This window comes from Agrobacterium sp. CFBP 3001 (assembly GCF_027871605.1).
In the GTDB taxonomy this organism is placed as follows: Bacteria; Pseudomonadota; Alphaproteobacteria; order Rhizobiales; family Rhizobiaceae; genus Agrobacterium; species Agrobacterium leguminum.
Genome location: NZ_JAQAHD010000025.1, coordinates 1 through 25,283, shown reverse-complemented (window position 1 = coordinate 25,283; position 25,283 = coordinate 1). Strand labels below are relative to the sequence as shown.

At 55.2% G+C, this 25,283-nt stretch carries 28 protein-coding genes; 10 read left to right on the top strand and 18 right to left on the bottom strand.

Features of this window, described 5'->3' with window-relative positions; genetic code table 11:
• Nucleotides 1-37 precede the first annotated feature (37 nt).
• Nucleotides 38-301, bottom strand: a complete 264-nt coding sequence (locus PH605_RS22250; RefSeq protein ID WP_065657417.1) for a spike base protein, RCAP_Rcc01079 family — start codon at nt 299-301, stop codon at nt 38-40.
• 243 nt (nt 302-544) lie between these two features.
• Nucleotides 545-1,456, bottom strand: a complete 912-nt coding sequence (locus PH605_RS22245; RefSeq protein ID WP_142846164.1) for a LysR family transcriptional regulator — start codon at nt 1,454-1,456, stop codon at nt 545-547.
• A gap of 158 nt (nt 1,457-1,614) precedes the next feature.
• Between PH605_RS22245 and PH605_RS22240 the strand changes: the two genes are divergently transcribed.
• The 6 genes from PH605_RS22240 (at nt 1,615) to PH605_RS22215 (ending at nt 8,783) form a co-directional block, all read left to right on the top strand.
• A complete protein-coding gene (locus tag PH605_RS22240; RefSeq protein ID WP_161987986.1) occupies nt 1,615-3,777 on the top strand; it encodes a TonB-dependent siderophore receptor in 2,163 nt (720 codons plus the stop codon).
• A 28-nt stretch (nt 3,778-3,805) separates the two neighbouring features.
• Entirely contained in the window at nt 3,806-4,708 is a 903-nt protein-coding gene (locus tag PH605_RS22235) for an iron-siderophore ABC transporter substrate-binding protein (protein ID WP_065657415.1), read from the top strand.
• Nucleotides 4,705-6,669: a Fe(3+)-hydroxamate ABC transporter permease FhuB gene (fhuB, locus tag PH605_RS22230; RefSeq protein ID WP_142846131.1), complete on the top strand. Its 1,965-nt coding sequence runs from the start codon at nt 4,705-4,707 to the stop codon at nt 6,667-6,669. Before PH605_RS22235 ends, fhuB begins: the two co-directional genes overlap by 4 nt.
• Before the next feature lie 34 nt (nt 6,670-6,703).
• Nucleotides 6,704-7,513 (top strand): ATP-binding cassette domain-containing protein, encoded by an 810-nt coding sequence (locus tag PH605_RS22225; protein ID WP_142846129.1) that lies wholly within the window; start codon nt 6,704-6,706, stop codon nt 7,511-7,513.
• Nucleotides 7,514-7,761: 248 nt separating this feature from the next.
• Nucleotides 7,762-8,289, top strand: coding sequence for a DUF992 domain-containing protein (locus PH605_RS22220; protein ID WP_003522107.1), 528 nt, complete (start codon nt 7,762-7,764; stop codon nt 8,287-8,289).
• A gap of 95 nt (nt 8,290-8,384) precedes the next feature.
• The gene (locus PH605_RS22215; RefSeq protein ID WP_161987985.1) at nt 8,385-8,783 is read left to right on the top strand and encodes a c-type cytochrome; all 399 of its coding nucleotides are present in this window, start codon (nt 8,385-8,387) and stop codon (nt 8,781-8,783) included.
• A gap of 3 nt (nt 8,784-8,786) precedes the next feature.
• Here PH605_RS22215 and recX read toward each other — a convergent pair whose 3' ends face one another.
• The 9 genes from recX to PH605_RS22170 form a co-directional block, all read right to left on the bottom strand.
• Nucleotides 8,787-9,377 (bottom strand): recombination regulator RecX, encoded by a 591-nt coding sequence (gene recX, locus PH605_RS22210; protein WP_142846127.1) that lies wholly within the window; start codon nt 9,375-9,377, stop codon nt 8,787-8,789.
• Between the two features lie 72 nt (nt 9,378-9,449).
• Nucleotides 9,450-10,370, bottom strand: coding sequence for an SMP-30/gluconolactonase/LRE family protein (locus PH605_RS22205; protein ID WP_142846126.1), 921 nt, complete (start codon nt 10,368-10,370; stop codon nt 9,450-9,452).
• A gap of 34 nt (nt 10,371-10,404) precedes the next feature.
• A complete protein-coding gene (locus PH605_RS22200; protein ID WP_003522111.1) occupies nt 10,405-11,352 on the bottom strand; it encodes an ABC transporter permease in 948 nt (315 codons plus the stop codon).
• Entirely contained in the window at nt 11,349-12,290 is a 942-nt protein-coding gene (locus PH605_RS22195) for an ABC transporter permease (RefSeq protein WP_080857658.1), read from the bottom strand. The genes PH605_RS22200 and PH605_RS22195 overlap by 4 nt, the downstream gene beginning before the upstream one ends.
• Nucleotides 12,287-13,750, bottom strand: a complete 1,464-nt coding sequence (locus tag PH605_RS22190) for an ATP-binding cassette domain-containing protein (protein ID WP_142846124.1) — start codon at nt 13,748-13,750, stop codon at nt 12,287-12,289. The genes PH605_RS22195 and PH605_RS22190 overlap by 4 nt, the downstream gene beginning before the upstream one ends.
• 112 nt (nt 13,751-13,862) lie before the next feature.
• Nucleotides 13,863-14,879 (bottom strand): ABC transporter substrate-binding protein, encoded by a 1,017-nt coding sequence (locus tag PH605_RS22185; protein ID WP_003522114.1) that lies wholly within the window; start codon nt 14,877-14,879, stop codon nt 13,863-13,865.
• Between the two features lie 612 nt (nt 14,880-15,491).
• Complete coding sequence (locus tag PH605_RS22180) at nt 15,492-15,890, bottom strand: hypothetical protein (RefSeq protein WP_142846122.1); 399 nt, start codon at nt 15,888-15,890, stop codon at nt 15,492-15,494.
• 14 nt (nt 15,891-15,904) lie between these two features.
• Nucleotides 15,905-16,180, bottom strand: a complete 276-nt coding sequence (locus PH605_RS22175) for a hypothetical protein (RefSeq protein WP_271040162.1) — start codon at nt 16,178-16,180, stop codon at nt 15,905-15,907.
• Complete coding sequence (locus PH605_RS22170; RefSeq protein ID WP_142846120.1) at nt 16,177-16,623, bottom strand: hypothetical protein; 447 nt, start codon at nt 16,621-16,623, stop codon at nt 16,177-16,179. Before PH605_RS22170 ends, PH605_RS22175 begins: the two co-directional genes overlap by 4 nt.
• A gap of 154 nt (nt 16,624-16,777) precedes the next feature.
• Between PH605_RS22170 and PH605_RS22165 the strand changes: the two genes are divergently transcribed.
• Complete coding sequence (locus PH605_RS22165; protein ID WP_142846118.1) at nt 16,778-17,542, top strand: DUF2971 domain-containing protein; 765 nt, start codon at nt 16,778-16,780, stop codon at nt 17,540-17,542.
• 126 nt (nt 17,543-17,668) lie between these two features.
• Here PH605_RS22165 and PH605_RS22160 read toward each other — a convergent pair whose 3' ends face one another.
• The 7 genes from PH605_RS22160 to PH605_RS22130 form a co-directional block, all read right to left on the bottom strand.
• Nucleotides 17,669-18,313, bottom strand: coding sequence for a recombinase family protein (locus PH605_RS22160; RefSeq protein WP_142846116.1), 645 nt, complete (start codon nt 18,311-18,313; stop codon nt 17,669-17,671).
• A gap of 227 nt (nt 18,314-18,540) precedes the next feature.
• Entirely contained in the window at nt 18,541-19,263 is a 723-nt protein-coding gene (locus tag PH605_RS22155; RefSeq protein ID WP_142846114.1) for a hypothetical protein, read from the bottom strand.
• Nucleotides 19,260-20,753 (bottom strand): KAP family P-loop NTPase fold protein, encoded by a 1,494-nt coding sequence (locus tag PH605_RS22150; protein ID WP_161987984.1) that lies wholly within the window; start codon nt 20,751-20,753, stop codon nt 19,260-19,262. Before PH605_RS22150 ends, PH605_RS22155 begins: the two co-directional genes overlap by 4 nt.
• A gap of 484 nt (nt 20,754-21,237) precedes the next feature.
• Nucleotides 21,238-21,399: a hypothetical protein gene (locus PH605_RS22145; RefSeq protein ID WP_161987983.1), complete on the bottom strand. Its 162-nt coding sequence runs from the start codon at nt 21,397-21,399 to the stop codon at nt 21,238-21,240.
• A gap of 108 nt (nt 21,400-21,507) precedes the next feature.
• Nucleotides 21,508-21,780, bottom strand: coding sequence for a hypothetical protein (locus PH605_RS22140; protein ID WP_142846110.1), 273 nt, complete (start codon nt 21,778-21,780; stop codon nt 21,508-21,510).
• A 77-nt stretch (nt 21,781-21,857) separates the two neighbouring features.
• Complete coding sequence (locus tag PH605_RS22135; RefSeq protein WP_142846108.1) at nt 21,858-22,322, bottom strand: hypothetical protein; 465 nt, start codon at nt 22,320-22,322, stop codon at nt 21,858-21,860.
• A gap of 88 nt (nt 22,323-22,410) precedes the next feature.
• Nucleotides 22,411-23,421, bottom strand: coding sequence for a hypothetical protein (locus tag PH605_RS22130; RefSeq protein WP_142846106.1), 1,011 nt, complete (start codon nt 23,419-23,421; stop codon nt 22,411-22,413).
• Between the two features lie 73 nt (nt 23,422-23,494).
• On the opposite strand from PH605_RS22130, the gene PH605_RS22125 reads away from it, so the two are divergent.
• From PH605_RS22125 to PH605_RS22115, 3 genes are all read left to right on the top strand, one after another.
• Entirely contained in the window at nt 23,495-24,280 is a 786-nt protein-coding gene (locus PH605_RS22125) for a DNA-methyltransferase (RefSeq protein ID WP_142846104.1), read from the top strand.
• 56 nt (nt 24,281-24,336) lie between these two features.
• Nucleotides 24,337-24,828, top strand: coding sequence for a lysozyme (locus PH605_RS22120; RefSeq protein WP_142846102.1), 492 nt, complete (start codon nt 24,337-24,339; stop codon nt 24,826-24,828).
• A gap of 98 nt (nt 24,829-24,926) precedes the next feature.
• Entirely contained in the window at nt 24,927-25,217 is a 291-nt protein-coding gene (locus PH605_RS22115) for a hypothetical protein (protein WP_161987982.1), read from the top strand.
• Nucleotides 25,218-25,283 lie beyond the last annotated feature (66 nt).

Genomic DNA, 25,283 nt, shown 5'->3' with positions numbered 1-25,283 from the left:
GGTGGTGGTGTTTGAGATTGTCGAGACGATAGAGGCCTTAATTGAGGCCCACGATGCCTGTGGCGGTGGTGCGCGTTGCGAATATGCGCGTGGCCCTGACCGGTAGCAGGCTGCCTGCGGGCAGGTTCTGGAAGGTCACCGTCGCCCCGGAAAGCAGGGTCAGGCAGAGATGGCCGCCATTGCCCACATAGATGGCGCGGGTGGGGGAAGAAAGCGGGTTCGTATCGTCCGGAACGACATCGAAAGCGTGGGATGCCGGCGATTCGAGGCCGGCGGCGTGGTGTTCGTAAGTCTCAGCCATTGCTGTCTCCCGTAAATTAAAATCTGCCGCGATTATGGGGTGCGCTGCGGCTGCGGGGAAAAGCGGGGACAGGAAATATCCGAACAGGATTTCGGCCTCGTGTTGGGCCTGCCCGCAAGAGCGTCATTCCTTTCGCAATCCCATGCGGTTACGCCGCCCCCGCCTGTTGCCGCCGATGCGGCGCAAACGGGTGATGGCGGATTTTTCGTCCACGGGATCGGCAGGCGGGCGGGTGCTGCCGCTTCAATTGCGCATATGGAGAATGAAGGCCCTGACGGCGGGAGAGGCTTCCGTTTTCCGGTGGGCGATAGCGAGGTCCGAGGTCGTGGAACTGGCCGCAAGCGGCACATAGCGCACGCCGGGCAACCTCAGGCAATTAAGCGAGCGCGGCACCAGCGCGACGCCGAGGCCGATGGCCACCATGCTGGTAATCGTGGTGTAGTCCCTGCCTTCCGGGTTGATCGCCGGCTGGAACCCGGCTTCATTGCAGGCTTCAATCGTATTGTAGTGAAAGCCGACATCCGGCGGTTGCCGCGGGGTAATGAAGGTCTCGCCGGCAAGGTTTTTCAGATCGACCTGCAGCGCAAAGGCCAGGGGGTGGTTTTCAGGAAGCGCGGCCATCAGCGGTTCGCGCAGCACCACATGGGTTGTCACACCTTCCGGAACAGGCGCGGGCGGGCGGATGAAGGCGAAGTCCAGATTGCCGTCGTCAATCTTGGCCAGTTGCAGCCGCATCTCCATCTCGATCAATTGCAGTTCCACATCGGGATGGGAAGCGCGGAAACTGGCGATGGACCGGATCATCAGGCCGGAATAGGCGGCCGAGGCGACATAACCGATGGAAATGCGCCCGGTTTCGCCGCGGTCGACACGTTTGAGCGCCGCAAGCGTCGCCTCGGCATTGGCGAGGATCTTCCGGGCGTCCTCGTAGAGAAGCTGTCCGGGCGTGGTCAACTTCACCGAGCGGCGCGTTCGGTCGAGAAGCGGCATGCCGACAATCTGTTCGAGCGCCATGATCTGCTGGCTCAAGCCCGGCTGGGCGATACCGAGGCGGGCGGCGGCGCGCTCGAAATTGCGCTCATCCACCAGCGTGGTGAAATAGCGCAGGTGGCGCAATTCGAATGTTTCTGCCCGGCTTGCCGGTTTCCTGCCCATCGTCACGGCCTTTCCCGGCAGATTTGAATAATTCCAAGCTATTATCGTCGTGAGTTTTCATAATCAATAGTTCTGAAAAAAACCGGCTGCGCTTATTGGATCACAATCCGTCCCTTGCGTAATAAGATGACTTAAATTCTCCAGAAAAATACCGCCTTATGGTGGCGCAGGTGACGAAGGGTCTTGGGGTGCAGGGAAAAACCAAACACATTTCCATTCTGGCTGGCGGTTGCGCCGTCATCGCTTATGTGGCGTTTTTGGCCTCGGCTTCCGCCCTTGCGCAGGAGGCCGGTACGACGGTGCTGCAGACCATCACCGTGGAGGGCGCCAAAAATCAGGATCCCAAGGCGCCGGTGAAAGGCTATGTGGCGAAAACCAGCGCCAGCGCCACCAAGACGGGGCGATCCCTGATCGAGACGCCGCAATCCGTATCCGTCATCACCAAGGACCAGATGGATGCTCAGAACGTCCGCAATCTCAGCGAGGCGCTGAACTATGTTCCGGGTGTCGTCGCGCAGCCGTTTGGGGCGGATCCGCGTTTCGATGCGCCGCGCATTCGCGGGTTCCAGGGAAACCAGTTGCAGTTCCTGAACGGTCTGCGGCTGATGCGTACCGCCGGTGCGCCTTCCTATGAGGTTTACGGTCTGGAGCGCGTGGAAGTCATTCGCGGGCCTGCTTCCGTTCTTTTCGGTCAGGGCAATCCCGGCGGCCTTATCAATCTCATCAGCAAGCGGCCGACCTTCGAACGGTTCGGCGAAGTCGGTGTGCAGATCGGCAGCTTCGACTATTACCAGTCGATGTTCGATATTGGTGGCCCGGTGGCGGATAGCGACAGTTTCGCCTATCGCCTGACAGGCCTTGCGCGCAACGCCCATGCCCAGACGGACAACTTGCAGAACGACCGTTATTTCATCGCGCCGGCGCTCACCTGGCAGCCGGACGAGGATACGAAGCTGACGGTTCTTGCCTCCTATCAGCACGACAATCCGAGTTCGCCCTCCGGCCTGCCGCCGGCGCTGACCTATCTCAGACCCGGCAATATGCTGGATCGCAGCTTTTATGTCGGCGATCCGTCCTTCGATACGTCGAGCCGCAAATTCACCAATATCGGTTATGAATTCGAGCACCGTTTCGACGAGACCTTCACCTTCCGGCAGAATGCGCGTTATTCCAATTTCGACTGGTCCTACCGCGCGCTCGGCATGTCCTCGACCAGCGGCGGCATGATCGGCAATCTCATCCGCCGCAATGCGACGTTTCAGGACGAGTTGCTGAACACTTTCAACATCGACAACAGCCTGCAGGCGGAGTTCTCCACGGGGCCAATCGACCACACCCTGCTTGTCGGGCTGGACTACCGTTATTTCGACAATAACGTCAAAACCGAATTCTGGGCCGCGACGCCGCTCAATCCCGTCAATCCGGTCTATGGCGGGCCGATCAGCCTCACCTCGCGCACGCTTTATGCCGATGTGAAGACGGATATTTCCCAGATCGGCCTTTATGCGCAGGACGAGATCGCTTTCGAGAACTGGCGCGTCACCGCCGGCCTGCGGCAGGACTGGGCAAGCACCAGCGGTACGACCTTCAACGGCACCACCTACCGTTCGCTCGACAAGGACGATCACAAGCTGACCGGCCGCGTCGGCATCAGCTATCTGTTCGATGGCGGCATCGCGCCCTATGTCAGCTACGCGACCTCCTTCGAACCGGTGCCGCAGCCGGCTGTCGGCGATGCGCCGAAACCGACCACCGGCGAACAATGGGAAGCGGGCGTCAAATACCAGCCTGAGGGTTTCGACGGTTTCTTTTCCGCCGCGGTCTACGATCTGACACAGAAAAACGTCACGACGACGGTGGGCGGGGTGACGCAGCAGATGGACGAGGCGCATGTGAAAGGCCTCGAGCTTGAAGGCGTCGCAAGCCTTGCCGACGGGCTCGACCTGCGCGCGGCCTATACCTACATGGACAGCGAGGTCTCCGGCCGCGTGAATAACGGCAAGGAGCTGGACAGCACGCCGCGGCACGCCGCAAGCCTCTGGCTGGATTACACTTTCCCGGAAGATACCGCCCTTGAGGGTTTCGGCATCGGCGGCGGTGTGCGTTATGTCGGAAAACGCTATGGCGATGCCGCCAATACCTTCGAGATGAAGGGCCTCGCCCTGCTCGATCTCGGCGTGCATTACGAGAAGAACGGCTACCGCGCCTCGCTTCTGGTGCAAAACTTGACTGATAAAGAATATATTTCTAGTTGCTCCACTTTCGGATGCTATTACGGTGACGGAAGAACGGTTATGGGCAAGCTGACCTATCGTTGGTGACGCCATATCAAAGTGAAGCAGCAGGGGCATGACGCGCAAGGATCGATGGATGTCCCCCCTTTGGGGGCGGCGGGAATTTTTAGGCCTGCTCGCTGCTTCGGCTCTTGCTGGCAAGGCGCAGGCGGCGGTCACGCCACGCCTCGCCGCCATCGACTGGGCCATGCTGGAAACCGCCGTTGCGCTCGGCGTCATGCCGGTGGCGGCGACCGAGCTCATCCAGTTTCGGGCGGACGCGGTCGAGCCGGAAATCCCTGCAACCGTCGCCGATCTCGGCCTGCGCGGCGCGCCGAATTTCGAGCTTCTGCAACTGACCCGGCCCGATCTCATTCTGATTTCGCCCTTCTACACCCGCTATACCGGCAGGCTGGAAGCGATTGCCCCGGTCTTCTCGCTGCCCTTTTACGTGAAGGGCGAGCCGCCTTTCGCAAAGGCGCTGGCGGCGGTCTCCGCCCTTGGCGAAAAGCTTGGCAGGGCCGATGAGGCGCGCAGGGTTCTGGGCGAAACGGAAGCGACGCTGCAAGCCATGCGGACCCGCCTTGCCGGTTTTGCGGCGCGGCCGACCTATGTGATCAATATCGGCGACGCCCGGCATTTTCGCGCTTTCGGTGCGGATAGCATGTTCGGGGATGTTCTTGGCCGGCTGGGACTCGCCAATGCCTGGGTGGATCGTTCGCAATTCACCTTCGCGGCCCCGGTGCCGCTTGAAAACCTCGCCGCTTCGCCCGATGCCCGCATCGTCATCGTCTCCGATATTCCGGTCGAGGCGCGGGAAACCCTGCGCAGCAGCGCCATATGGCGTGCGCTGCCCGCCGTGCGGGAAAACCGGGTGGTCACGCTCGGCAATGTCGGCCCCTATGGCGGCATCACCGCCGGCATGCGCTTTGCGCGGCTTTTGACCGAAGCGCTCTCGGCGCAGGGAGAAGCCCTGTGACGGCGCGGCCTCTTCAGTTTTTCTTCGGGCTGCTGTTCGTTCTGGCCTGCGGGCTTTCCCTGCATGCCGGGCTGTTGCGGCTGCCTTTCGGTGCATGGCCCGGCCTGCCGTTCGATGCTGCCACCATGTCGATGGATCAGGTGATTTTCGCCTTCAGCCTGATGCCGCGCGTGGCGGTCGCCATTCTGGCGGGGGCGATGCTCGGCCTGTCGGGCGCGTTGTTCCAGCAATTGCTGCGCAATCCGATTGCCGATCCTTCGACGCTCGGCATCTCGGCCGGCGCGCAACTGGCCATCGTCGTCGCAACCCTGTTCTTCCCGTGGATGCTGGATGGCAACCGCGCTTTGGTGGCGCTTGCCGGCGCGGCCGGTGCGGCCGGCATCGTGTTTCTTCTCGGCTGGCGACGCTCCTTCGAGCCGGTGACCATGGTGGTGTCGGGGCTGCTGGTCGGCATCACCGCCGCGTCCGTTTCCGCCGCGCTGACGCTGGCACAGGGCGAATATCTGATGTCGCTGGTCGTCTGGAACGGCGGCTCGCTCAGCCAGCAGGACTGGTCGAACGCCTTGTCCCTCGCGTTTCAGCTTGTTGCCGGGCTCGTTCTGACCGGCCTGCTGATGAAGCCGCTGACGGTCCTCGGTCTCGGCGATGCCGGTGCGCGATCGCTTGGCGTCTCGCTGTTTTCGATCAGGCTGGCGGTCGCCGCCGTCGCGGTCATGCTGGCCGCCTTTGTTGCTTCGGCGGTCGGCCTCGTCAGCTTCATCGGCCTTGCAGCACCTGCGCTCACCCGGGCGCTCGGTGTGCGGCGTTCGTCTTCGGTGCTCCTGGTTTCCCCGCTTCTGGGCGGTCTGCTGTTGTGGTTCTGCGACGGTCTCGTGCAGCTTCTGGCAAGCACGACCGCCGAAGTTTTTCCGACTGGCGCGGTAACGGCCCTGATCGGCGGCCCGCTGCTTCTGTGGCTGCTGCCGAAAATCCGGCCGACCGATGTGCATCGCGGTGAAGGCGTCGAGCTGGCGACAAGACGCCGGCTTACGGCCCTGCTGCCGGTGCTGGCCGTCATGGCGGGGCTGGTTTTTGCAGCGCTTGCCATCGGCAAGGGGCCCGATGGCTGGACGGTGCTGAAGGCTGACGATCTGCAAAGCCTGCTGCCGTTCCGCTGGCCGCGGCTGGTGGCGGCCGTTGCAGCAGGCGGACTTCTGGCTATGGCGGGCGCGCTTCTCCAGCGGCTTACCGGCAATCCCATGGCAAGCCCGGAGGTGATCGGCGTCAGCGGCGGTGCCGGCCTCGGTTTTGCCGCCGCCATCACGATTTTTCCGGCCGCCGGTCTTTTCGAACTGTTTTGCGGCGCAGGCATCGGCTCTGCGGCCGTCATGATCCTCGTCCTGCTGTTTTCCATGCGCCGGCACCTGGCGCCGGAAAAAATCCTGCTCGCGGGCATTGCCATCAGTTCGCTCTGCTCGGCCGTTCTCTCGGCGCTGCTTGCCATTGGCGACCAGCGGGCATGGCAGATCCTCGCCTGGCTCAGCGGCTCGGGTTCGACGGCGACGCCGGCTTCGGCGATTTTTCTCGCCATTCTTTCCGTCGTGCTGCTGGCGGGCGCGCTATCGGTCACGCGCTGGCTGACGATCCTGCCGCTCGGACGCGATGTGCCGCTCTCCCTCGGTCTGCCGCTCGGTGCGGCGCGCGTCGCCGTCATCGCGGTGGCGGGCATTGCCACCGGGGCTGCCTCGCTGCTCGTCGGTCCCTTGAGTTTCGTCGGATTGATGGCGCCGCATATTGCACTTCGCGCCGGTTTCACTACGCCGCGCGACCATCTCTTCGCCTCCTTCCTGTTCGGCGCGGTGCTGATGGCGCTTTCCGATCTTGGCGCACGGACAGTCACCTTTCCTTACGAACTGCCGCTCGGGCTTTTTGCGGCGCTTGCCGGCGCGCCCTATCTGATCTGGCTTTCAGGCAGGCGATGATGATTTTTTTGAACGACGTACGGAGATGAGAACCATGGGTCAGGCAGCACTTGCCGTCGATTATGACGATATTCCGCTTTTTTCTCTCGACGGCGTGACCATGGAAGTGCCGGGCAGGACATTGCTGCAGCCGCTGACGGCCAGTTTTGCGACCGGCAAGACCATCGGCCTGATCGGTCATAACGGTTCGGGAAAATCCACGTTGCTCAAGATTCTCGCGCGGATTCAGGAGCCGACGGCGGGCAGGGTCTCATTCGAAGGTAAGGCGCTCGGCGCATGGGGCAATCGTGAATTTGCGCGAAAGATCGCCTATCTGCCGCAATATACGCCGGCCGCCTCCGGCATGCTGGCCAAGGAACTGGTGGCGCTTGGCCGTTATCCCTGGCACGGCGCGCTTGGGCAGTTCACCAAAGCGGATCAGGAGAAGGTGGACGAAGCCATCGAACTCACCGACACCGTCGCCTTCCGCGACCGGCTGGTGGATACGCTTTCAGGCGGCGAGCGCCAGCGCGTGTGGCTTGCCATGCTGGTGGCCCAGAACGCCGAAAGCCTGCTTCTCGATGAACCCATCTCCGCACTCGACATGGCGCACCAGATCGAAGTGCTTTCGCTGGTGCAGAGACTGTCGCGCGAAAAGGGGCTCGGCGTCATCGTCGTGCTGCACGACGTCAACATGGCGGCGCGCTTCTGCGATGAGATCGTCGCGCTTCATTCCGGCCAGCTTATCGCCCGGGGAACGCCGCAGGAGATCATGACGCCGGAGACGCTGCAGCGCATCTATGGCGTCCGCATGGATGTCATGACCCATGCCGCCACCGGCTTTCCCGTCGCCCTGCCGCTTTGAGGTTGTTGCAGCAAAACAACGGCCGGCAACACTGGCTGTTGATGGCGATTCCCCACGTATTTCCCGCCCTAACAATGTCTTAATGGCATCCTACCGCCATCAGACATTGTTAACCGTTCCGCTTTCATCGCCTCCAATTAAGTTGTTTTGGATCGATTTCAGGGAACAAACGTTAACAGTGCGGAATTCAATATCCGGAGAGGGCAAGAAGGGCTGCTGCGGGTAGGAATAAAACAGGAGAAAATCAGATGAAAAAGGCTGTTGCCGTAACTTTTGCCGCATTGACGATGGGCCTCGGCGGAACCGCATCCGCCCTCGCTGCCGACCTTGCAAGATATGAGCCGGCTCCGCAGGAGCAGGACGATCGCAACGGCGTCAAGATCGGTTACCTCACCTGCGATATCGGCGGCGGCGTCGGTTACGTTCTCGGCTCGGCCAAGGAACTGGATTGCACCTTCCAGTCCACCATGGGCGCCCGTCGCACCGACCATTACACCGGCGCCATCCGCAAGATGGGTGTCGACCTCGGCTTCACCACGCAGGGCCGTCTGGTCTGGGCCGTTTTCGCCCCGACCGCCGGTTACCACCGCGGTTCGCTCGGCGGCCTTTATCAGGGCGCAACGGCTGAAGTCACCGTCGGTCTTGGTGTCGGCACCAACGTTCTCGTTGGCGGCACGTCCGGCTCCATCCAGCTGCAGACGGTCAGCGTGACGGGTCAGGTTGGTCTCAACCTCGCCGCCACCGGCACCTCCGTGACGCTCACGGCCATGAACTGATCGGCAAAGTGCCCGGCCCCGGCCGGGCATTCTGTCGCATGTCAAAATACGCCCTCTTCGTTGTCAGACGGAGAGGGCGTTGTATTATCCGGGCCATGATTTCCACATTCAGAAGTGTCGCGGCAGTAACCGTCTGTTCTTTCCTTTCGGCGACAGCCGCTTTTGCCGAGGGCGATGCGGCCCACGGGGAGAAGGTCTTCAGCCGCTGTTCCACCTGTCACAGCGCCGATACGCCACGCACCCGCATGGGGCCGCATCTCATGGGTGTCGTCGGCAGGCCGATGGCTTCCATCACCGATTACGGCCACTATTCGCAGGCGCTGAAGGATGCCGGTGCGGCTGGCCGGGTGTGGTCGGAAGAGGAACTGCAAAAATTCATCGCCAGCCCGAAAAAGGCGATCCCGGGAAATGCCATGCGCTTTTTCGGGCTGTGGAGCGAAACCGATATAGCGGATCTGATCGCCTATCTGAAAACGCATCCCATGCCGCAATAGCGGTCAGAGCGGCGCTTCAGCGATAATCTCTTCCGCCTCTTCGAAGGTCATCGCCATGACTTTCGAGCCGATCTCAAAGCCGAAGCCGTTACGGGCGAAAGCGGAGAATTCCTTGGTCTTGCGCTTCTCGTCCAGTTCGACACGGCGAAACGGCCCGAAGGCGCGCTTGCGGGCGAAGATGACGGCTGCGACGAGATCGTTTGTTTCCTGAAGCGCGACGGCTGCCGTTTCCCGGGCGATGCCCTTGATCTGAAGTTTCTGCGCGAGCCCGCGTTTTGACTTGCCGCTGCGCTGGCCGCTCCGCACGGTAATTTCCGCGAAGGCCGTGTCGTCGAGCGCCTTGATGCCATAAGCGAAGGTCACGGCAAATTCGCCAAGCGCCCTGACCTGCGCCGGGCTGATATCCTCGAATTTTTCCCGCGCCTTGCGCATGATGGCGTCGCGCAGCTGCTTTTCCGTCATCATGCGCTGTTCCAGCCGGTAGAGCGCAGAATTGCGCGCCCAGGACAGCATCCGGCTGGTGGGTTCAATGGCCGGCGTGTCGCCGTCCATCGCCATGTCGTCGGCCAGGAAGGGGCTGGAATCGTCGTTCATTCCGCTTTTATAGCGCGGTGAACCCGTCTTGCCAGTTCCTTCCCGGCCCGTTTCCTCCGGTTTTTCAGTAGATCAAGGCGTTTGCGCGCCGGTTGCGGCGACATAGACCGAATAGAGCGATTTCGTCGCGGTGATGAACAGGCGGTTCTTTTTAGGGCCGCCGAAGGTGAGGTTCGCGACTGTCTGCGGCACCTTGATCTTGCCGAGGAGCGTACCTTCGGGGGAAAAGCAGTGGACGCCATCGCCGGCGCTGCTCCACAGGTTGCCGGCCGTGTCCAGACGGAAGCCGTCCGGCAGGCCATTGTCGAGATTGCAGAATTCCCGGCCGTTGGTGAGCTTAGCGCCGTCCACCACGTCGAAGACGCGGATATGGCGCGGGCGGGTGACGTCGTGGCTATAGGAACTGTCGGCAACGTAAAGCTTCGTCTCATCCGGCGAAAAAGCAAGGCCGTTCGGCTGCACGAAGTCGTCGATGGCGATGTCGATTTTTCCGGTTGCGGGATCGAGCCGGTAGACATTGCGCGTCTTCTGTTCGGGTTCCGCCTTGTAGCCCTCGTAATCGGACAGAATGCCGTAGGTGGGGTCGGTGAACCAGACGCTGCCATCGGATTTCACCACCACGTCATTGGGTGAGTTCAGCCGCTTGCCGCCGTAGCTGTCGGCAAGAACGGTGATCGCGCCGTCGACTTCGGTGCGGGTGACGCGGCGGCCGCCATGTTCGCAGGAAACGAGCCGCCCCTGCCGGTCGCGCGTATTGCCGTTGGTGAAGTTGGAGGGCTGGCGGAATACCGAGATCCCGCCATCCGGCACCCAGCGCAACATGCGCTCATTCGGAATATCGCTGAACAGCAGGCAGTTCAGATCGGCAAACCACACCGGGCCTTCGGCCCAGCGGCAACCGGAATAAAGCTCTTCCAGCTCGGCATTGCCGACGATCAGATGGCGAAAGCGGTCGTCGTGGATTTCGTAAGGGGAGGTCTTGTCTGTGGTCATGAGCGTGGTCCGCTTGGGGGCTTGTCGTTATGGTTCAGCGCGTGGCCTTGGGGCCGCTTGCCAGAAGAATGACGGAGATGATGATGAGGCCGGTGAGGATGAGGCGGATGCCGGCGCCGAAACCATAGGTATTCAGCATCGAAACCACCAGGAACATGAAGAGCGAAGCGCCCCAGATGCCGGGCACATTGGAATCCCCTCCCGCCACCGCCGTGCCGCCGATGACGACGACAGCGATGGACATCAGCAGATATTCCGAGCCCATGTTGAGCGCAGCACCTCCGGAGAAGCTGGCGAGCAGGTAACCCGCGATGGCAGCAAGCACCGCGCAGAGCACATAGGTGACGAAACGTGCGCCGTCCACGGGAATGCCGGTCATGCGGGCGGCGAAGGTGCTCTGGCCGATGGCGGAAATCCAGCGTCCGTAAAACGAGCGGTCGAGCAGCAGCCAGGCGATGACCGAGAGCAGCAGGGCCACGAGGGCGACGTTGGGAATGCCGAAGAAACTTGACGTGGCGAATGTGGCCAATGTTTCCGGCGGCTTGATGCGCAGGCCGCGGTTCGACCAGATGGCGATGGATTGCACGATGAAGCTCATGGAGAGCGTCGCGATGATCGGCGGGATGCGCAGGAGCTTGATCAGCGCATAATTTCCGATGCCGATGGCGATGCCGATCAGGATGGCGATCAGCAGTCCGGGCAGGATGAGACCGTCGGACACATCCATGAATTTGAGCGCCAGCGTCCCCGACAGCGTCATCGTGGCGGGAACGCAGAGGTCGATATTGCCCGGCCCGAGCGTGATGACGAACATCTGGCCGATGCCGACGATGACCGAAAAGGCTGCGAAGGTGAGTGCGGCATGCGACAGGCCGAAGGAGCTTGCACCGCCGGTGAAGAGCACGGTGACAATCCAGACGACTGCCGTTGCGGCAAAAGACCAGATCCATGGTTTTCTGGTGAGGGAAGAGAGCCCGTTCATTGGTTTTTCTCCCGTTTTTCAAGACGGTTGAGCAGGATGCGCAGCGCCAGCACGATGATGAGGATCGCCCCCTGCGCGCCGATCTGCCAGTCCGGCGAAATGCGCATGAAGGAGAGGAACGAACCGGCGAGCGTCAGCGTCAGCGCGCCGATGACCGCGCCGATGGGCGATACCCGGCCGCCGACGAATTCGCCGCCGCCGAGAATGACACCGGCAATCGAGAGCAGCGTGTAACGCAGCGCGATATTGGCGTCGGCCGATGTCGTCAGCCCGACGAGGGCGATACCGGACAGCACCGCAAAGAAACCGGCCAGCGCAAAGGTGGCGGCGCGAATGCCGACGACCGACCAGCCGGAACGCTCGACCGAGCGGAAATTGCCGCCGACGCCGCGCATCAGCACGCCGAAGGAAGAGCGCATGACGATGTAATGGGCGACCACAGCGATCAGGATGCTGGCGACGATGGCGATCGGCACAAAAGGCGGTTTTGCCGTCATCAGCGTGCGGATGAAAGCGGGGGCCTGGCCGCCGGGCGAGGGAAGAATGAGAACGGCGAGGCCGCCCCAGACGAAGCTCATGCCGAGCGTGACCACGATGGAGGGCAGGGCGCGGATATGGATGATGGCGCCCAGCAATGCATAGACCGCAATCGCACCGGCAAAAATCGCAATTCCGAGGAGTGGCGTGGTTTGCAGGAAAGTGGCGGTCACACAGGCGCAGAAACTGACGAAGGTACCCATCGACAGATCGAGATCGTTGACCGACATGATCAGCATCTGCGCAATGGTGGCGAGCGCAATCGGCACGGCCAGATTGAACAGCAGGTTCATGCCGGTATAGCTCATGGCGCGCGGCTGCATGTAGAAGACGGCGGCGAGCAGGAAGGCGAGCGAGGCGGCGGGGATGATGAGGCGGAGCGCGTTTGCCGAGAGTTTCATACGTGGTCTTCTCCGGCAAAGGAGGCCGCCAGCACATTCTGCTCGGTAATATCGTCGCCGACGAGTTCCGCCTGGATGGCGCCGTCGCGGAACACATAGACCCGGTCGCAGAGGCGGATTTCGTCCATTTCGGTGGAGTACCAGATGAAGGTGCGGCCGTGGGAGGCTTCGGTTCTCAAGATGTCATAGACCTCCTGTTTGGTGCCGATATCGACGCCGCGCATCGGGTCGTCCATCAAAACCGTGCTGGCGGTGGTGGCAAGCGCGCGGGCAAAAAGCACCTTCTGCTGGTTGCCGCCGGAGAGGGAGAGGATCTTGTTGCCCATGTCGGGCGTGCGGATTTCGATGCGCTTTTTCCATAGCGCCCCAAGCTCGGTTTCCTTGGCTCTGTCCACCATGCCTGCGGCTGAAATATCCCTGAGCGAGGCGATGGACAGGTTTTTGAGGATGCTCCACAGCGGAAAAGTGCCGTTCAGGCTGCGGTCGCCCGCCACGAAGGCGATATCGGTCTTGCGCGCGGGCAGCCAGCTATTGTTGCGAGCAAGATAGAGGTCGAGCAGCGCTTCGGTCTGGCCATGGCCGCCGAGACCGGCAAGGCCGACGATCTCACCGCGAAAGGCCTCGAAGGCAAGGCCTTCGCCCCGCCGTGCCGGCATGGAAAGCACCTTCTCGCCTGCCTTGCGGCTTTCACCCCGCCGCCTGTCCTGTTCCTTCACGACACTGCCCATGGCCTCAACCAGCGAGCGGGTGGTGAAGTCTGCGGCCTTCCGGTCGGCCACCACCCGGCCATCCTTCATCACCACGATACGGGTGGCTGTCGAAAGAATTTCGCCGAGAATATGCGAGATCAGCAGAACCGAGCCGCCCTCACGCACGAAACGGCGGACATAATCCATCAGCTGCTCGGCGAGACCGGCATCCAGCGAAGAGGTGGGTTCATCGAGGATCACCAGTCTCGGCGCGTTCGGTATGCGGCAAAAATTGATGGCGATTTCCACCATCTGCCGTTCGGCGATGGAAAGTTCGGCGATGGTCAGCTCGCAATCAATGCCGTGGCCGGGAAAAATCTCGTCCAGTGTCTGGCGGATCGTCGTCAGCGCACGGCCGCGCCAGTTTCGCCCACCCGTGGCGGCATGCATGATGCGGACATTTTCGCTGATCGTCAGGTTCGGGCAGAGCGACAGTTCCTGAAACACGCAGCGAACGCCGTTCGCGCGCGCGGCGGCAATGCCGTGGCGGTTTTCGTTGCCGCCATAAGAAACGGAACCCTCATGCGGCGTCAGCCCGCCATTGATGACGTTGACGATGGTGGACTTTCCCGCGCCGTTATGGCCGACGAGGCCGAGGCATTCCCCCGTGCGGATGACGAGATCGGCCCCATCCAGCGCCCTTACCGCGCCGAACACGACCTTCACGCCGCGCGCAGCGACGACTTCTTCCGCCTCGATGATGTCATTCATGAGCAACTACGCCAGTGATGTGAAAAAGTGATGTGAAAATCGGAGAATATGGTGGCTATTGCGGCGCCCGTTCCGGTAGCGCCGCAATAGTCAGGCTCTGGGCCGATGCGGCCTATTTGGCCGATGCGATGGCCTTCTGGGCGTCTTCCTGCGAATATTCCACATTCGCCACGCCGCCCTTCTGGGTCGTCTTCAGGTTTTCCTCGAGATTGGCCTGGTCGATGCGCAGGAAGGGCACGGTCAGGTCCTTCTTCACATCCTTGCCATCAAGGATCTGCTGCGCCACCCAGAAAGCGAGCGTCGAGACGCCTGGGGCGATGGAGACGGACATGGTCTCGTAACCGCTTGCGTCCTTCTGCTGTTTCCACCATTGCAGTTCGTCTTCACGGTTGCCCATGACGATGGTGGGTGTCGGGCGCTTGGCGGCGGCAAAAGCCTGTGCCGCGCCGTAACCGTCGCCGCCCTGCGTCACGACGGCCGCGACTTCTGGAAGGCTCGGCAGAATACCGGCGACGGCCCGCTGCGCCACATCCTGCGCCCAGTCGCCGTTGACGGAACCGACGATCTTGAACTGCGGGTTCTTGGCGACGCCGGCGGCGATGCCGGCGTGGATTTCATCGTCCACCGAAACGCCCGCGAGGCCACGGATTTCGAGCAGGTTGCCGCCCTTCGGCATGGCCTTGGCGAGATAGTCGATCTGGCTTTCGCCCATCGCCTTGAAATCGACCGCGATGCGCCATGCGCAGGGCTCCGTGACGATGCCATCGAAGGATACGACGGTGATGCCGGCATCGCAGGCCTCCTTCACCGCGCCGTTAAGGGCGGTCGGCGAAGCGGCATTGATGACGATGGCGTCGTAACCCTGAAGAATGAGGTTCTGGATCTGCGCGGCCTGTTCGGTCGCCTGGTTTTCGGCTGTGGTGAAGGCGTCTGCGGCGGCGACCTGCTTGTCGGCAACCGCTTGCTTGGTGATCTTGTCCCAGCTCGTCAGCATCGCCTGACGCCAGGAATTACCGGCATAATTGTTTGAAAGCGCGATTTTTTTTGCCGACGTATCGGCATGAGCGGTGATCGGCAAAGCTGCGCATGCGACAGCGGCCGATGCCAGAAGCATCTTCCTGAAAGCCATTTGATTTCCTCCCTCGTGGCTTGCCCTTTTCGAGCCCGGAATTCACGCACGCCGCAAATCTCCTCGGCGGCAGGTGGAATTCCTTTGCACTGGAGCTCCTTTCCCCAGTAGAAGCGAGAATGACCAAGAAGATTTGGCTTGTATAGGCGGATCGCGGCAATCTTCCTGCGGGTTTCCGCAGAAAGCTTGCGGGAACCCGCAGGACGAAACGCCACTGCCGGGCGCAGAATGGATGATGCGGCGCCCTTGGGGTTGAATCTTGCCGCGATGGTCGAAGGCAGGCGCTTGGGAGGGCGTCCGCACATGCTGGATACGCCGAAAAGCACTCCTATGCAATTAGTAGTTTTTAGCGCGGCAGCGATGGAAAAGCCATTTTCTTGAATCTAAACAAGAAAACCCCCTGACGCTAATCAGAGGGCGTTCCCGAGGATCAAGGATATATGGAGTCAATGTCTAAACCCATCGAACGCGAATATGGCAAACACGCTCGACACAGTTATTTATCAAAGTCTTGATGATGACATTTATGCGCTATAACTAAGACCGGCGGAGATTGGGGACATACCCCCGGCTGATTTCGATCCCGTCAGACCGGTCGCTGGTCTCCGCAATTTACTTACTACCCAACGCCCTTAAGAAAAGTGTTGCAGCATATCGCGTACCCATCGCGGAAAGGCTACCGACTATGATCGCGAAGTAAATTGAGAGCGATATTTTATCCGGGTGGCCGAATAAGAGATAGAAAATGGGAAGCGTACTAATCACACCGCAACACGCTGCAAACAAGTAGCCCGACCCGAACCACCACCGCAGGTTCGCGAACAATACCCCGGCGATAAAAGCCGGTATCACGCCCACTATCCAGCCAAACAGCGCCACGAAAAAGACCTGAGCAACTGAATCAATCCTTAATGCAGATGCAACCACAACGAATGTCGTGCCAAAAAGCGGGCCAACAACCATCGCGAACAAGATGATGTTCCAAGTCATAGAGGGAGGCGGACGAGACATCAGCGCCCTTCCGACTACGGCCTAATCGATCCCTTGCCACACTTATGCCATTTCATCTCGTATCCGGCCTGACCGTCTTTCCCGTAGCACAAACCTTCACGACCGAGCAGCATCCCAACTTCACCTCGATAAGCGCACGCAGTCTGTGTCGCGTTCTCATCACCTGATGAACCACGGCAGATATCGTTATATGCATCATACTGCCCAAGCAGACGTTCGATATGCGGTTCGAATGCATAAACGGGAGTCGCGAATGACAGAGCTAATCCCACAATGATAATAGTTTTCATTCATTGATCCCCAATCTGAAAGCGCCTGCTTCATACAATCCTGCGAAGTTTCGAATGTCGAAATCGCCAACACCTTCAATGGTGAATTTTTTGACGTTTACGAAGCGTTTTTGTTGTTTCTTCGGGATGGTCAGACGTAGTGTTTGATTTATTCCAGGTCTTTTGAATTCCTCAAACTTTGTACCGTTCGATAGCGTAACCTTCAGTATACCCGCTTCTTCAAGTTGCTTTTTCGATACCGGGAACTGCACCCACATCTCACCATCAGCATCAAACTGGATTGCGACGTTTCGATTGTTTCTTGCAATGCAGGAATACGCATTACACACGCCCTCCCAATTGCCATAGGAAACGGGGTAGTCGTCGCTTGGATCGGCCTGTACGGCACTATGTGCAAACATAAAACCTGCGAAGATCGCAGCGTAGGCAAGTCGTTTAGACATCAATCGGAACCATAGAGTTGAACAGATTTTCCGATTATCGAGCAATCGCCTTTAAATTGCGTATACCTGCTTGTTCCACTTCAACCATATGAAGAAATCGATTTTTAAGTAACAGCCGATATGCCTATCTTAAGGGATCGGGGCAGGGGTTAAAATGCAACTTTACTATTTCACGTCACTAAAGCACGGCCTCGCTGCCATTCGCGACAAACGATTGAAGATATCAAAATTCTCCGAATTGAACGATCCAGCCGATCACATCGGGATTTTCGTTAGCGGTGTAGACAACAGAAAAGCACTACGTCGGCAAAGACAGAGATTCGATGCTGGCGGTGGTATTCTTTGTATGTCCTTTGATTGGCGGGAACCGCTTTTGTGGGGTCACTACGCGGACAATTACAAAGGTATGTGCCTGATATTCGAAGTTGATGAACAATGGTGGTTCGATGTGGAATACATAACCGAACGGCCATCACTAAAGAAGTTTGGAAAAGAACGGTTTGAAGATCTGTCGCGTTTCGAACTATTTCATCTTGGTCTAATGAAATTCACCAATTGGAAATATGAACGTGAATTTAGACGGTTCTGTCCATTCGAAATTGACGAGTACGATTTCGTAGAAAATATGCACTTCAAAAAGTTCGATGATGCTATGAAATTGAAAGGCGCACTGTTCGGTTTCCGTAGTAACATCACCAAAGCGCAGATCGATGGGATATATAAATCTAATCCTGATATCCGTCTGTCATACACACGGTTCTCAGAAAAGTACTACCGCGTCATCGTTGATATGACTCGAAACTTTGTCGATCTGAAAGGCAAGCACCGCGTGAAACTAAATTCACTGGAAGTACCGTCATATGAAGACTTGATTGACGAGATCGGTTTTCGAAAAAACAACAAAAAAATTATCGGATAACCTGTATAAATAAACGTTCTCTAAAAAAGGGGGGTAAAGCCATATTCAATCCCCTTAAAAACGCCCACACAAGCGCACACAAAGCCATAGGCGCGATCCTGCTACCCACGTAGCCAAAACGCTTGATCAAGCCACGCGAGCCAGTGTGCGGGACACTTGCATCGCGGTCCAGTTATTGCCTCGGATGGTTTTATGACCGGCTTCGTTGAGTGCATTTGCGAGAGCGTTGAAAGATAGGTTTTGATAGTCGGGGATGGTTTTGAACATCTCGATGGCACGGTCGGCAGAGGCTTGGCCGACGCTCTTTCGATAATCAACGAATGCATCTTTGTCCCATTTGAAACCGCCGAGTTTGACTCCACGCGCCTTAGCAGCAGCAAGGGAAACGGTTGTACGTTCTGATGTCATACGTGCTTCGTGTTCGGCAATCATCGCCAGCAATTGCACCATAAGCGTATTTGCATTGGGATTATCAACGGCTTGAAACAAAGCCTTACTTTCCTGCAATCCCGTAATGAAATGCAGATTTCGAGCCAATCGGTCTAACTTGGCTATCAGGAGAACCGCACCGATTGATTTCGCGTGCGCCAAAGCCTTCGCCAATTCAGGCCTGTCGGAACGTTTGCCAGATTCTATTTCAGTGTATTCGGCAACGATCTTATCAGACGTTTGAAGGAAGCCCTGTACGGCTTTTTGTTGCGCATCTAAACCGAGACCTGACTGCCCCTGCCTTTGGGTGGAAACGCGATAGTAAGCAATATAGTCGGTCATTAGGAATATGTTCTCCAATGCGATTTCAATTGCCAAATCTATAACATTAAACAAAGGTCGTCGTCTAATGTTAAAGCGCTGATATCACTCAATAAAATAGGTATTTTTGAAAGATTCCAGTGGACTTCAAAAGGATGATCGAGTATCATCGATGGGTCGAAAATTTCGAAAAATAAATCGAAATTTGTTTGTGGATTCGTAGGTCGAATCCACAAGTCCTGCCGAAATCAATCTGCCAAATTTAGATGTGTATGGAACATCGTATCGAACCTGCCCGGAGATGAAATGTTCTCCCATTCATATTTCAGATTTTCCACGTTTTCAGGTTCGTTCGAGCAACTGTAGACCACTTCCGATAAATCGTGCATCCAATTCGAAATATTTTCGTCGCCTGCAAATACATATCTTGCCTTGTTGATGAGATGTAAAAAGTCCATATAAGTAGCGCCATCCATAAAGTCATAAAATGGCATCTCTGTGTATCTCTTTATTTCATCGTAAATTTCCATTCGTTTGTCGAACATCTCCAACTTACGGCTCTTTTTATACGACTCTTCCGCAAGATCTGCCTGCCGCTTCATAATAGCGGTCTGTTGCTCCACAAACTCTTTTTGCGCACGGGCTTCAGCTGCTTGCTCTATCATTACTTCCCGAGTTTCCACCATTTCTTGACGGGTTAGCGCCAACTCCTGCTTCTGGAGAAACACTGTTACCACGAGCCACAGAAACGCGACTGGTGCGAAAAGACCGGCAAGAAAGTCACCGAGACTGTTTAATTTGTTGTTGTCGATCCATTCACCGGATGCGCCTACGATCAGTACCTCGTATATGATTACGCCCAGATAAAGGGTTGTAAGTGTAACCCCTATTGAAAAAGGCCCTATTATCGATCTGAGTTTTGACGATTTTTGTCGTTCTAAAATCGCTTCATTTTTCGAAGATGAGTTCATTCTTCAGTGCCAACTTGATCATCGATATAGCTATTTTTCGCGTGGTTTATGAGGTCAAAATAAACATCGTAATCTGTATTCTCTAACCTGTGTCTCCCGCTATCTGCGTGGTATTCGACCTTAATCGCTTCGTAGAAATACGATGATTCAGCGTCACCTATTTCGCGGGCTTTGTCGGATAAATCTGCCAGAGCATCATTGATCGACATTTCTGAAATCTTGCGTATTCGTTGGATAATTTCGAAAAAGCCAACTGGCCCGGAGCTTAACTCGACAAACCAATCGTCGCCAAAATTTATCATAAACGACGATATTTCAGACCAGTCGCTCTTGTCCAAGGTGCCGTGTTTGATGGAGTAGCAAATCAATGTGTAAAGGTAGATAATCTCCAATGTGAATCGTTCGTCGTGTGCGAAGGTGATGTCGAAAAGTATGTGAAGTGACTGCTCCACTTGACGTATTGATAGATCAAACTTGCCAGCTGTGAGATCAATGAACTCGGAGTAGGTTTCGAGAGTCGTATTGTAGGCCGGATAACGCCAGCGGTTCAAATCGATACCATCAGCTATAATCATTGCCGATATAATGCGTTTTCTAGAGGCTGAAGGAAGTTTGTATGTACGGTGGAAGAATCTTCCGAGATATTCCCTGCCATCGAATTTGGGGCCGTAAACTGCCTGTACAGAATGGCTGAGCGACGTCGTGTCAGTAGCGATCACGAAAGCCAGTTGTGGTACGTCAAACAAATGCTTGATCCTTTCCATCATTTGAATCGCATATGGCGGACGGCACCTATCCAATTCATCGATGAAGATGAACATTGGCATTTTCATTTTCAGTTCATCTTCTAGAAGTTTGACGAGAGCCTCAAGGCTGTCCCTGAACGATTGGAGTGCCTCTTTGGTGTCTTGAAAATCATCCAAGCGCTTTTTTATGTAGGCACCGATAATCTCGTCGGTTACCTCGACAAGTTGCTTTTCAACATCCGCTAATACGCCCTCGGTCTCAGATTTAATGGCGGGAGCATACTGCTCGACCACCTCTACCATTTCGTCTGCTGCAGCACCAAAGGCATAACGACTTGCGCGTTTCCCAACACCCTTAATGCCAAGCCATAGAAGTTTCCCCGCGTTGTCGCGGACTGCTGCCGCCTTCGCTTTAATCTTTTCCTTTATGCTAGATTGTTGTCTGTCTACGAGGGACTGGAAATACCTCTCCAACTCCGACATCACGTAAGTATATGGATCGTCAACGTAGTCGTATTTCCACGCGTTGATCGAGATCGCAGGATGGCCTTCAGCAAGCACTTGCCGATACATATTGTGAAGGAAGAACGACTTACCTTGTCCCCATCTCGCATCGATGTTGACGACTACAGAGCCTTCAGTTTTTTGCTTTTTCGAGCGGTTTTTAATCAGGCTATAGAGGTAAGCGGAATCGCGTTCCCTGCCGAGCAAGTCATTGTCCCAAATGTCCGCCTTCTTTGTCATAGCCATCCAGTCCTGATCAACTAGGAGTAAGGATGCGAAATGCTCTTACGGGTTGCAAGGTGGGCGCGCAGATATCCACCGCGATAATTAAAAAAGCCCCCGTTAGGAGGCTTTGAATTGCTTCGAGAATTCGTAAATTACAAACTCGTCGGGATCAAACATTGGATTGTCTTTTAAAAAGTCGACAAGGAATTGCGATGCGTCCTCAATATGATCGTATCCGCCTATGACTTCGGCGTCGATTTCGCGGTATGAGACCGCTATATATCTCTTCATTTCGGGTTATCCTTCCTCTTTTACGGTTACGTAGAACCCACGGCTTTCGAGATTGGCGACGATGATATCTTTTAGAATTTCATCGGTCGTCCGTGTTTCCGATTCAATTAGTTTTTGAATTGCATTGTTAAACGCGATAATTTTATACGACATATTGATCTCCATTTGTTGGGAAATCATCGCTCGTTTATTGAATTTCGTCCACCTTTTAGTGTTGGGTTTTCGCTTGTGTGAAGCGAATATCTTTTGGATTCATACCGGGATTTTCACGGAGGATTTTAAGGATGAAATCGGCTACTTCGCTGATATCGTCTGATTCAAAAACGATTTCATCCTGATTATTTTTATGCTGGATTACTTGGAATTTCATCCTATCGCTCCTCCGTGAATATATGACATCCCCCCGGCGGTCATTATCGTTGAAATGAAAAAGGCTCCCGTGGTTAAGGAGCCTGTCGGTTGAGTAATTTAGGGAAGTTCAGAATGGATCGCAAGATATGAAAGTGGCTATCCTGTATCTGTCCGAGACTCCTATTTTTGCTTCCAATAAGTCTTCGTCGGATAATTCATTTAGATCATAAAATATGTCAGGGTTTTTGGGCTTGTCATCGGTTGTGATTTCGTATGCGTATTCGCCAAGTTGGATGTTGTTGGTGTGATGAACGATACGTGAAACGGTTCCATCATAATCGATTTCAGCTACCCATATGAAGTCATCGTGGTTATGGTCAGGGTCTTTGATTTTGATCATTTTGGTTATCCTCCGTTTATAGAGGTATTTATTTCCAAAATGAAAAAAGCCTCCGCTAGGAGGCTTCAATCAGTTCGTCACTTCATAACGTTAAATGTCGTATCCGGGACGGCATATTCTTTCCCGTTGTAGACGAAGTGTTGAAAATATCCGTCTGATCCGACTGCATTAAGGTCATCTTTGTCTTCAATCAGGATCGCGTCATATGTCGACGCAGCTCTCTTGAAGGATTTATCGGATGATATTGCTTGATGATCGCTAATATCGAGCGGATGAATGATAAAGACATCGCCGGTGATACGCCCGTTCTTCCTGAATATCAATTCGTGATTTTCGTTGACCGGGACTGGTTCTTTGAGAACGCAATGCAATAGCGCTGACGTTTCAGGCAATGCGCGGATTGCCTCTTCGAGTTGACCAAATTTTTGAGTGACCTCAATTACGATATAGTTCCCAGAGCCGATCACCAGCGGTCCAGACCGGAAATCCATCAACTGAAAATCGTTCGGGTACTGACTGAGGAGGTTATATAATTTCGTCATTCAAAGCTCCATTGTTACAACTTACAAGCGGTAATATGGTGACCGTGGATCGAGGCTGCAATATTCCATTCGCCATAGTCAGTTTCGATCACCCATATCCGATCGTGGTGTCGGTCAAGGTCTTTGATTGATTATTTGTGGCTTCTTCCTTTTGTTTCCTAAGAGTTTTAAGCCGGTCGTAGTAATCGGGCGGGTTTAGTGGGTCTATCCCCACGATGTTTGTCAGGTGGTCGAGGCGATAAGGCCAGACGAGAGGACGCTTGTTCTTCTGATTCTTTATCAATTTCAGTTCGGCTGTATTGACGAGTAACTGATAGATGTTGGAAGGCTTGTTATCTTCCTCAATGTCGGTCAGGCAAACATCTTCGTGCGAAATGTCGCCGCGTTTGATTTTCTTTTTTGTGCGAAGATAGAGTTGCCGAATGTTCGAATCTTGTCGCCTTGTTTTATGATCTTCAAGGTGTGCGATGATAGTACCGTCGTGAATTATCCAAGCGGTGGCTTGGGTCAGTACGTAATCCGACTTTGTTTTGAAGTTTGGGATTTTGGGGAGGTGCCTGTTCTCGAAACTTGCCGGGATCAATAGAACCTCGCTGTCACCTCGGTCTTCGAGAAAGTGTCGTGCATAAATGGCGCTGCCCGAATGCGTCATAACCTTATCAGTGACCCTGATGTCCCGCGTGATGATATTCTGCTTGCTATCATCCCAAGCCAGCCCTTTACCCGTGATCGGAGCGTGGCCGGTATGACGTGAAAACACAGCCACATCGCCATAAATCCAGCCTAGGAGTTCAGGTCTGATTTCGGTTTTCGAAAGGTAGACCTTCGGTATGACGTAGATATGGGCGTGCTCGTTTTCCTGCCAGTCGACCTTCCCGACGATACGGCGCGTCACAACACCATCAGTGATATCCGCGTAGAGCGTTCGGATTTTCTTCGAAGCGGGAGCAATCGCAAAGATATCTGCGTGATCCTGCTCGGTTAATCCGTCGAACCAGACGACCGCGTAGATGTCACTGAGTTCTTTGATTTGGGATGCGTTCGTAAGCGAAATGATCTTATCAGTGATATTGGTTGGTAAGGGGGTACGACGGCGCATTTTGATGATCCATTATTAACTCGTGCCACTTATCGGTGTATCCGTGAAATGACGGGTTAACAGGGCTTTGAAGATGGGCGAAAAAATCGGAAATGGTGAATACTTTATGGGCGATTGTCTGGAGGTGATGAAAGATATCCCCGATGGATCGGTCGATATGGTGTTGTGTGACCTTCCTTATAATGTTTTGAAAGAGGTTCGATGGGACTCGTTGATCGAACCGGAGCAGCTGTTTGGACATTATAAGCGGATTTGCAAACCTAAAGCGGCGTTGGTTCTGACCGCGCAACAGCCCTTTACGTCGACGTTAATTGAATATGGAATTAAGTACTTTGAGAAGTACTACGCGATGGTTTGGGATAAAGGTCGCGCTACGGGTTTTTTGTTTAAAGATATACGCCCGATGGCCGCTCACGAGGACATATTGGTGTTTTACCAAAATCGCCATACCTATATTCCCGGTGCGACAATGCTTGATGAACCGGTTAAACGAAAAGGCAAAAAAGCGAAAACCAGTGGTGAATCATTTATTGGCAGAGATACACTGGATAAAGAGTATTTCGTTGAGGCAGTTGGTTATCCAACATCCGTTGTTCGGACGGATCCGCTTGAAATGGCGAAATGGGATTGGATTGATAAAGGTATCCATCCGACGCGCAAGCCGGTGCCTTTGTTTCAGCAACTCATCCAATGGTATTCCAAACCAGATGATGTCGTATTGGATAACACGGCTGGTTCCGGGACTACGGCATTGGCTGCGCAATCAACTGGTCGTAAATGGATATGCATAGAGCAAGATCAGCATTACTATGATGTTGGTACGTATTTGGTGAAAGAGTATATCCGCCGCTACCGATAATCATCTGATATAACGAAAATAAATACACCTGTATTCAATTTTGCAGGTGTATTTCAATGGCTATCAATGCAGCCGCTATTTCTTTAATAAAAAGATTCGAAGGCTTAAAAACTACCGCATATTACTGCGCCGCCCACGTACCTAGCATCGGATACGGACACACTGCAACAGTCAAAGCGTCAGATGTTGGTATCAAAAAGATCACCGAGGCGCAGGCGGAAAAACTCCTTCAGGATGATCTTAAACGTTTCGAAGCCGATGTCACACGGCTTGTCAAAGTCGATATCAATGAAAATCAATACGGCGCTCTGGTGTCCTTTTGCTATAACATCGGGGTAGGCGCGTTTGCTGGATCCACGCTTTTGAAATTGTTAAATGCGGGCCGAACCAAGGAAGCAGCTGAACAATTTGCACGATGGAACAAGGGCGGCGGTCGAGTGTTGGCCGGTCTTACTTCGCGCCGCGCAGCAGAAAGATTGTTGTTTGAATCACCGATATCCGTATCGAAACTCAAGCCCGTAGCCGTGAAGAAAACCGCTTCCAAATAATCGCAGTTTTTTGACGCTAAATGCGCATTTTTCAGCCTTTCGAATAAATACATATGTAGGCGAGGCAACGCCTACTTTTTATTCAAGGATTACAAAAAATGGCAATGAAATCACGTAAGATAAAACCACCAGCACCACCTAAACCATCTGCTTGGATTGACGATTTGGTCGTTGATTATGGCAGTGAAGATGGAAAGAAATATGATGTAGGTGGTTGTTCGGAAGACTGGATATTAATTAGATTGTCGGCATCCCCGCTATCGTTTGATTTTTCGATTAAATCAACCGGTACAAATCAGGACAAACCATACCTTGATATCCCTGACCGCAGAACGATTAACAATCTAGAGCACGTCCACTTTACTCGGGGTCATATCCGCACGACGTAAAATAGTTGGCGCACTCTTTGGGTTTGAAGAGCGGGACGATTTCGCCGACCGTGTCCCACAGAGCTT

Excerpts from the sequence above, each read along its gene's own strand:
- PH605_RS22250 (WP_065657417.1), bottom strand. The coding sequence starts at position 301 with ATGGCTGAGACTTACGAACACCACGCCGCCGGCCTCGAATCGCCGGCA.
- PH605_RS22245 (WP_142846164.1), bottom strand. The coding sequence starts at position 1,456 with ATGGGCAGGAAACCGGCAAGCCGGGCAGAAACATTCGAATTGCGCCAC.
- PH605_RS22240 (WP_161987986.1), top strand. The coding sequence starts at position 1,615 with ATGGTGGCGCAGGTGACGAAGGGTCTTGGGGTGCAGGGAAAAACCAAA.
- PH605_RS22235 (WP_065657415.1), top strand. The coding sequence starts at position 3,806 with ATGACGCGCAAGGATCGATGGATGTCCCCCCTTTGGGGGCGGCGGGAA.
- PH605_RS22225 (WP_142846129.1), top strand. The coding sequence starts at position 6,704 with ATGGGTCAGGCAGCACTTGCCGTCGATTATGACGATATTCCGCTTTTT.
- PH605_RS22220 (WP_003522107.1), top strand. The coding sequence starts at position 7,762 with ATGAAAAAGGCTGTTGCCGTAACTTTTGCCGCATTGACGATGGGCCTC.
- PH605_RS22215 (WP_161987985.1), top strand. The coding sequence starts at position 8,385 with ATGATTTCCACATTCAGAAGTGTCGCGGCAGTAACCGTCTGTTCTTTC.
- recX (WP_142846127.1), bottom strand. The coding sequence starts at position 9,377 with ATGAACGACGATTCCAGCCCCTTCCTGGCCGACGACATGGCGATGGAC.
- PH605_RS22205 (WP_142846126.1), bottom strand. The coding sequence starts at position 10,370 with ATGACCACAGACAAGACCTCCCCTTACGAAATCCACGACGACCGCTTT.
- PH605_RS22200 (WP_003522111.1), bottom strand. The coding sequence starts at position 11,352 with ATGAACGGGCTCTCTTCCCTCACCAGAAAACCATGGATCTGGTCTTTT.
- PH605_RS22195 (WP_080857658.1), bottom strand. The coding sequence starts at position 12,290 with ATGAAACTCTCGGCAAACGCGCTCCGCCTCATCATCCCCGCCGCCTCG.
- PH605_RS22190 (WP_142846124.1), bottom strand. The coding sequence starts at position 13,750 with ATGAATGACATCATCGAGGCGGAAGAAGTCGTCGCTGCGCGCGGCGTG.
- PH605_RS22185 (WP_003522114.1), bottom strand. The coding sequence starts at position 14,879 with ATGGCTTTCAGGAAGATGCTTCTGGCATCGGCCGCTGTCGCATGCGCA.
- PH605_RS22180 (WP_142846122.1), bottom strand. The coding sequence starts at position 15,890 with ATGTCTCGTCCGCCTCCCTCTATGACTTGGAACATCATCTTGTTCGCG.
- PH605_RS22175 (WP_271040162.1), bottom strand. The coding sequence starts at position 16,180 with ATGAAAACTATTATCATTGTGGGATTAGCTCTGTCATTCGCGACTCCC.
- PH605_RS22170 (WP_142846120.1), bottom strand. The coding sequence starts at position 16,623 with ATGTCTAAACGACTTGCCTACGCTGCGATCTTCGCAGGTTTTATGTTT.
- PH605_RS22165 (WP_142846118.1), top strand. The coding sequence starts at position 16,778 with ATGCAACTTTACTATTTCACGTCACTAAAGCACGGCCTCGCTGCCATT.
- PH605_RS22160 (WP_142846116.1), bottom strand. The coding sequence starts at position 18,313 with ATGACCGACTATATTGCTTACTATCGCGTTTCCACCCAAAGGCAGGGG.
- PH605_RS22155 (WP_142846114.1), bottom strand. The coding sequence starts at position 19,263 with ATGAACTCATCTTCGAAAAATGAAGCGATTTTAGAACGACAAAAATCG.
- PH605_RS22150 (WP_161987984.1), bottom strand. The coding sequence starts at position 20,753 with ATGACAAAGAAGGCGGACATTTGGGACAATGACTTGCTCGGCAGGGAA.
- PH605_RS22145 (WP_161987983.1), bottom strand. The coding sequence starts at position 21,399 with ATGAAATTCCAAGTAATCCAGCATAAAAATAATCAGGATGAAATCGTT.
- PH605_RS22140 (WP_142846110.1), bottom strand. The coding sequence starts at position 21,780 with ATGATCAAAATCAAAGACCCTGACCATAACCACGATGACTTCATATGG.
- PH605_RS22135 (WP_142846108.1), bottom strand. The coding sequence starts at position 22,322 with ATGACGAAATTATATAACCTCCTCAGTCAGTACCCGAACGATTTTCAG.
- PH605_RS22130 (WP_142846106.1), bottom strand. The coding sequence starts at position 23,421 with ATGCGCCGTCGTACCCCCTTACCAACCAATATCACTGATAAGATCATT.
- PH605_RS22125 (WP_142846104.1), top strand. The coding sequence starts at position 23,495 with ATGGGCGAAAAAATCGGAAATGGTGAATACTTTATGGGCGATTGTCTG.
- PH605_RS22120 (WP_142846102.1), top strand. The coding sequence starts at position 24,337 with ATGGCTATCAATGCAGCCGCTATTTCTTTAATAAAAAGATTCGAAGGC.
- PH605_RS22115 (WP_161987982.1), top strand. The coding sequence starts at position 24,927 with ATGGCAATGAAATCACGTAAGATAAAACCACCAGCACCACCTAAACCA.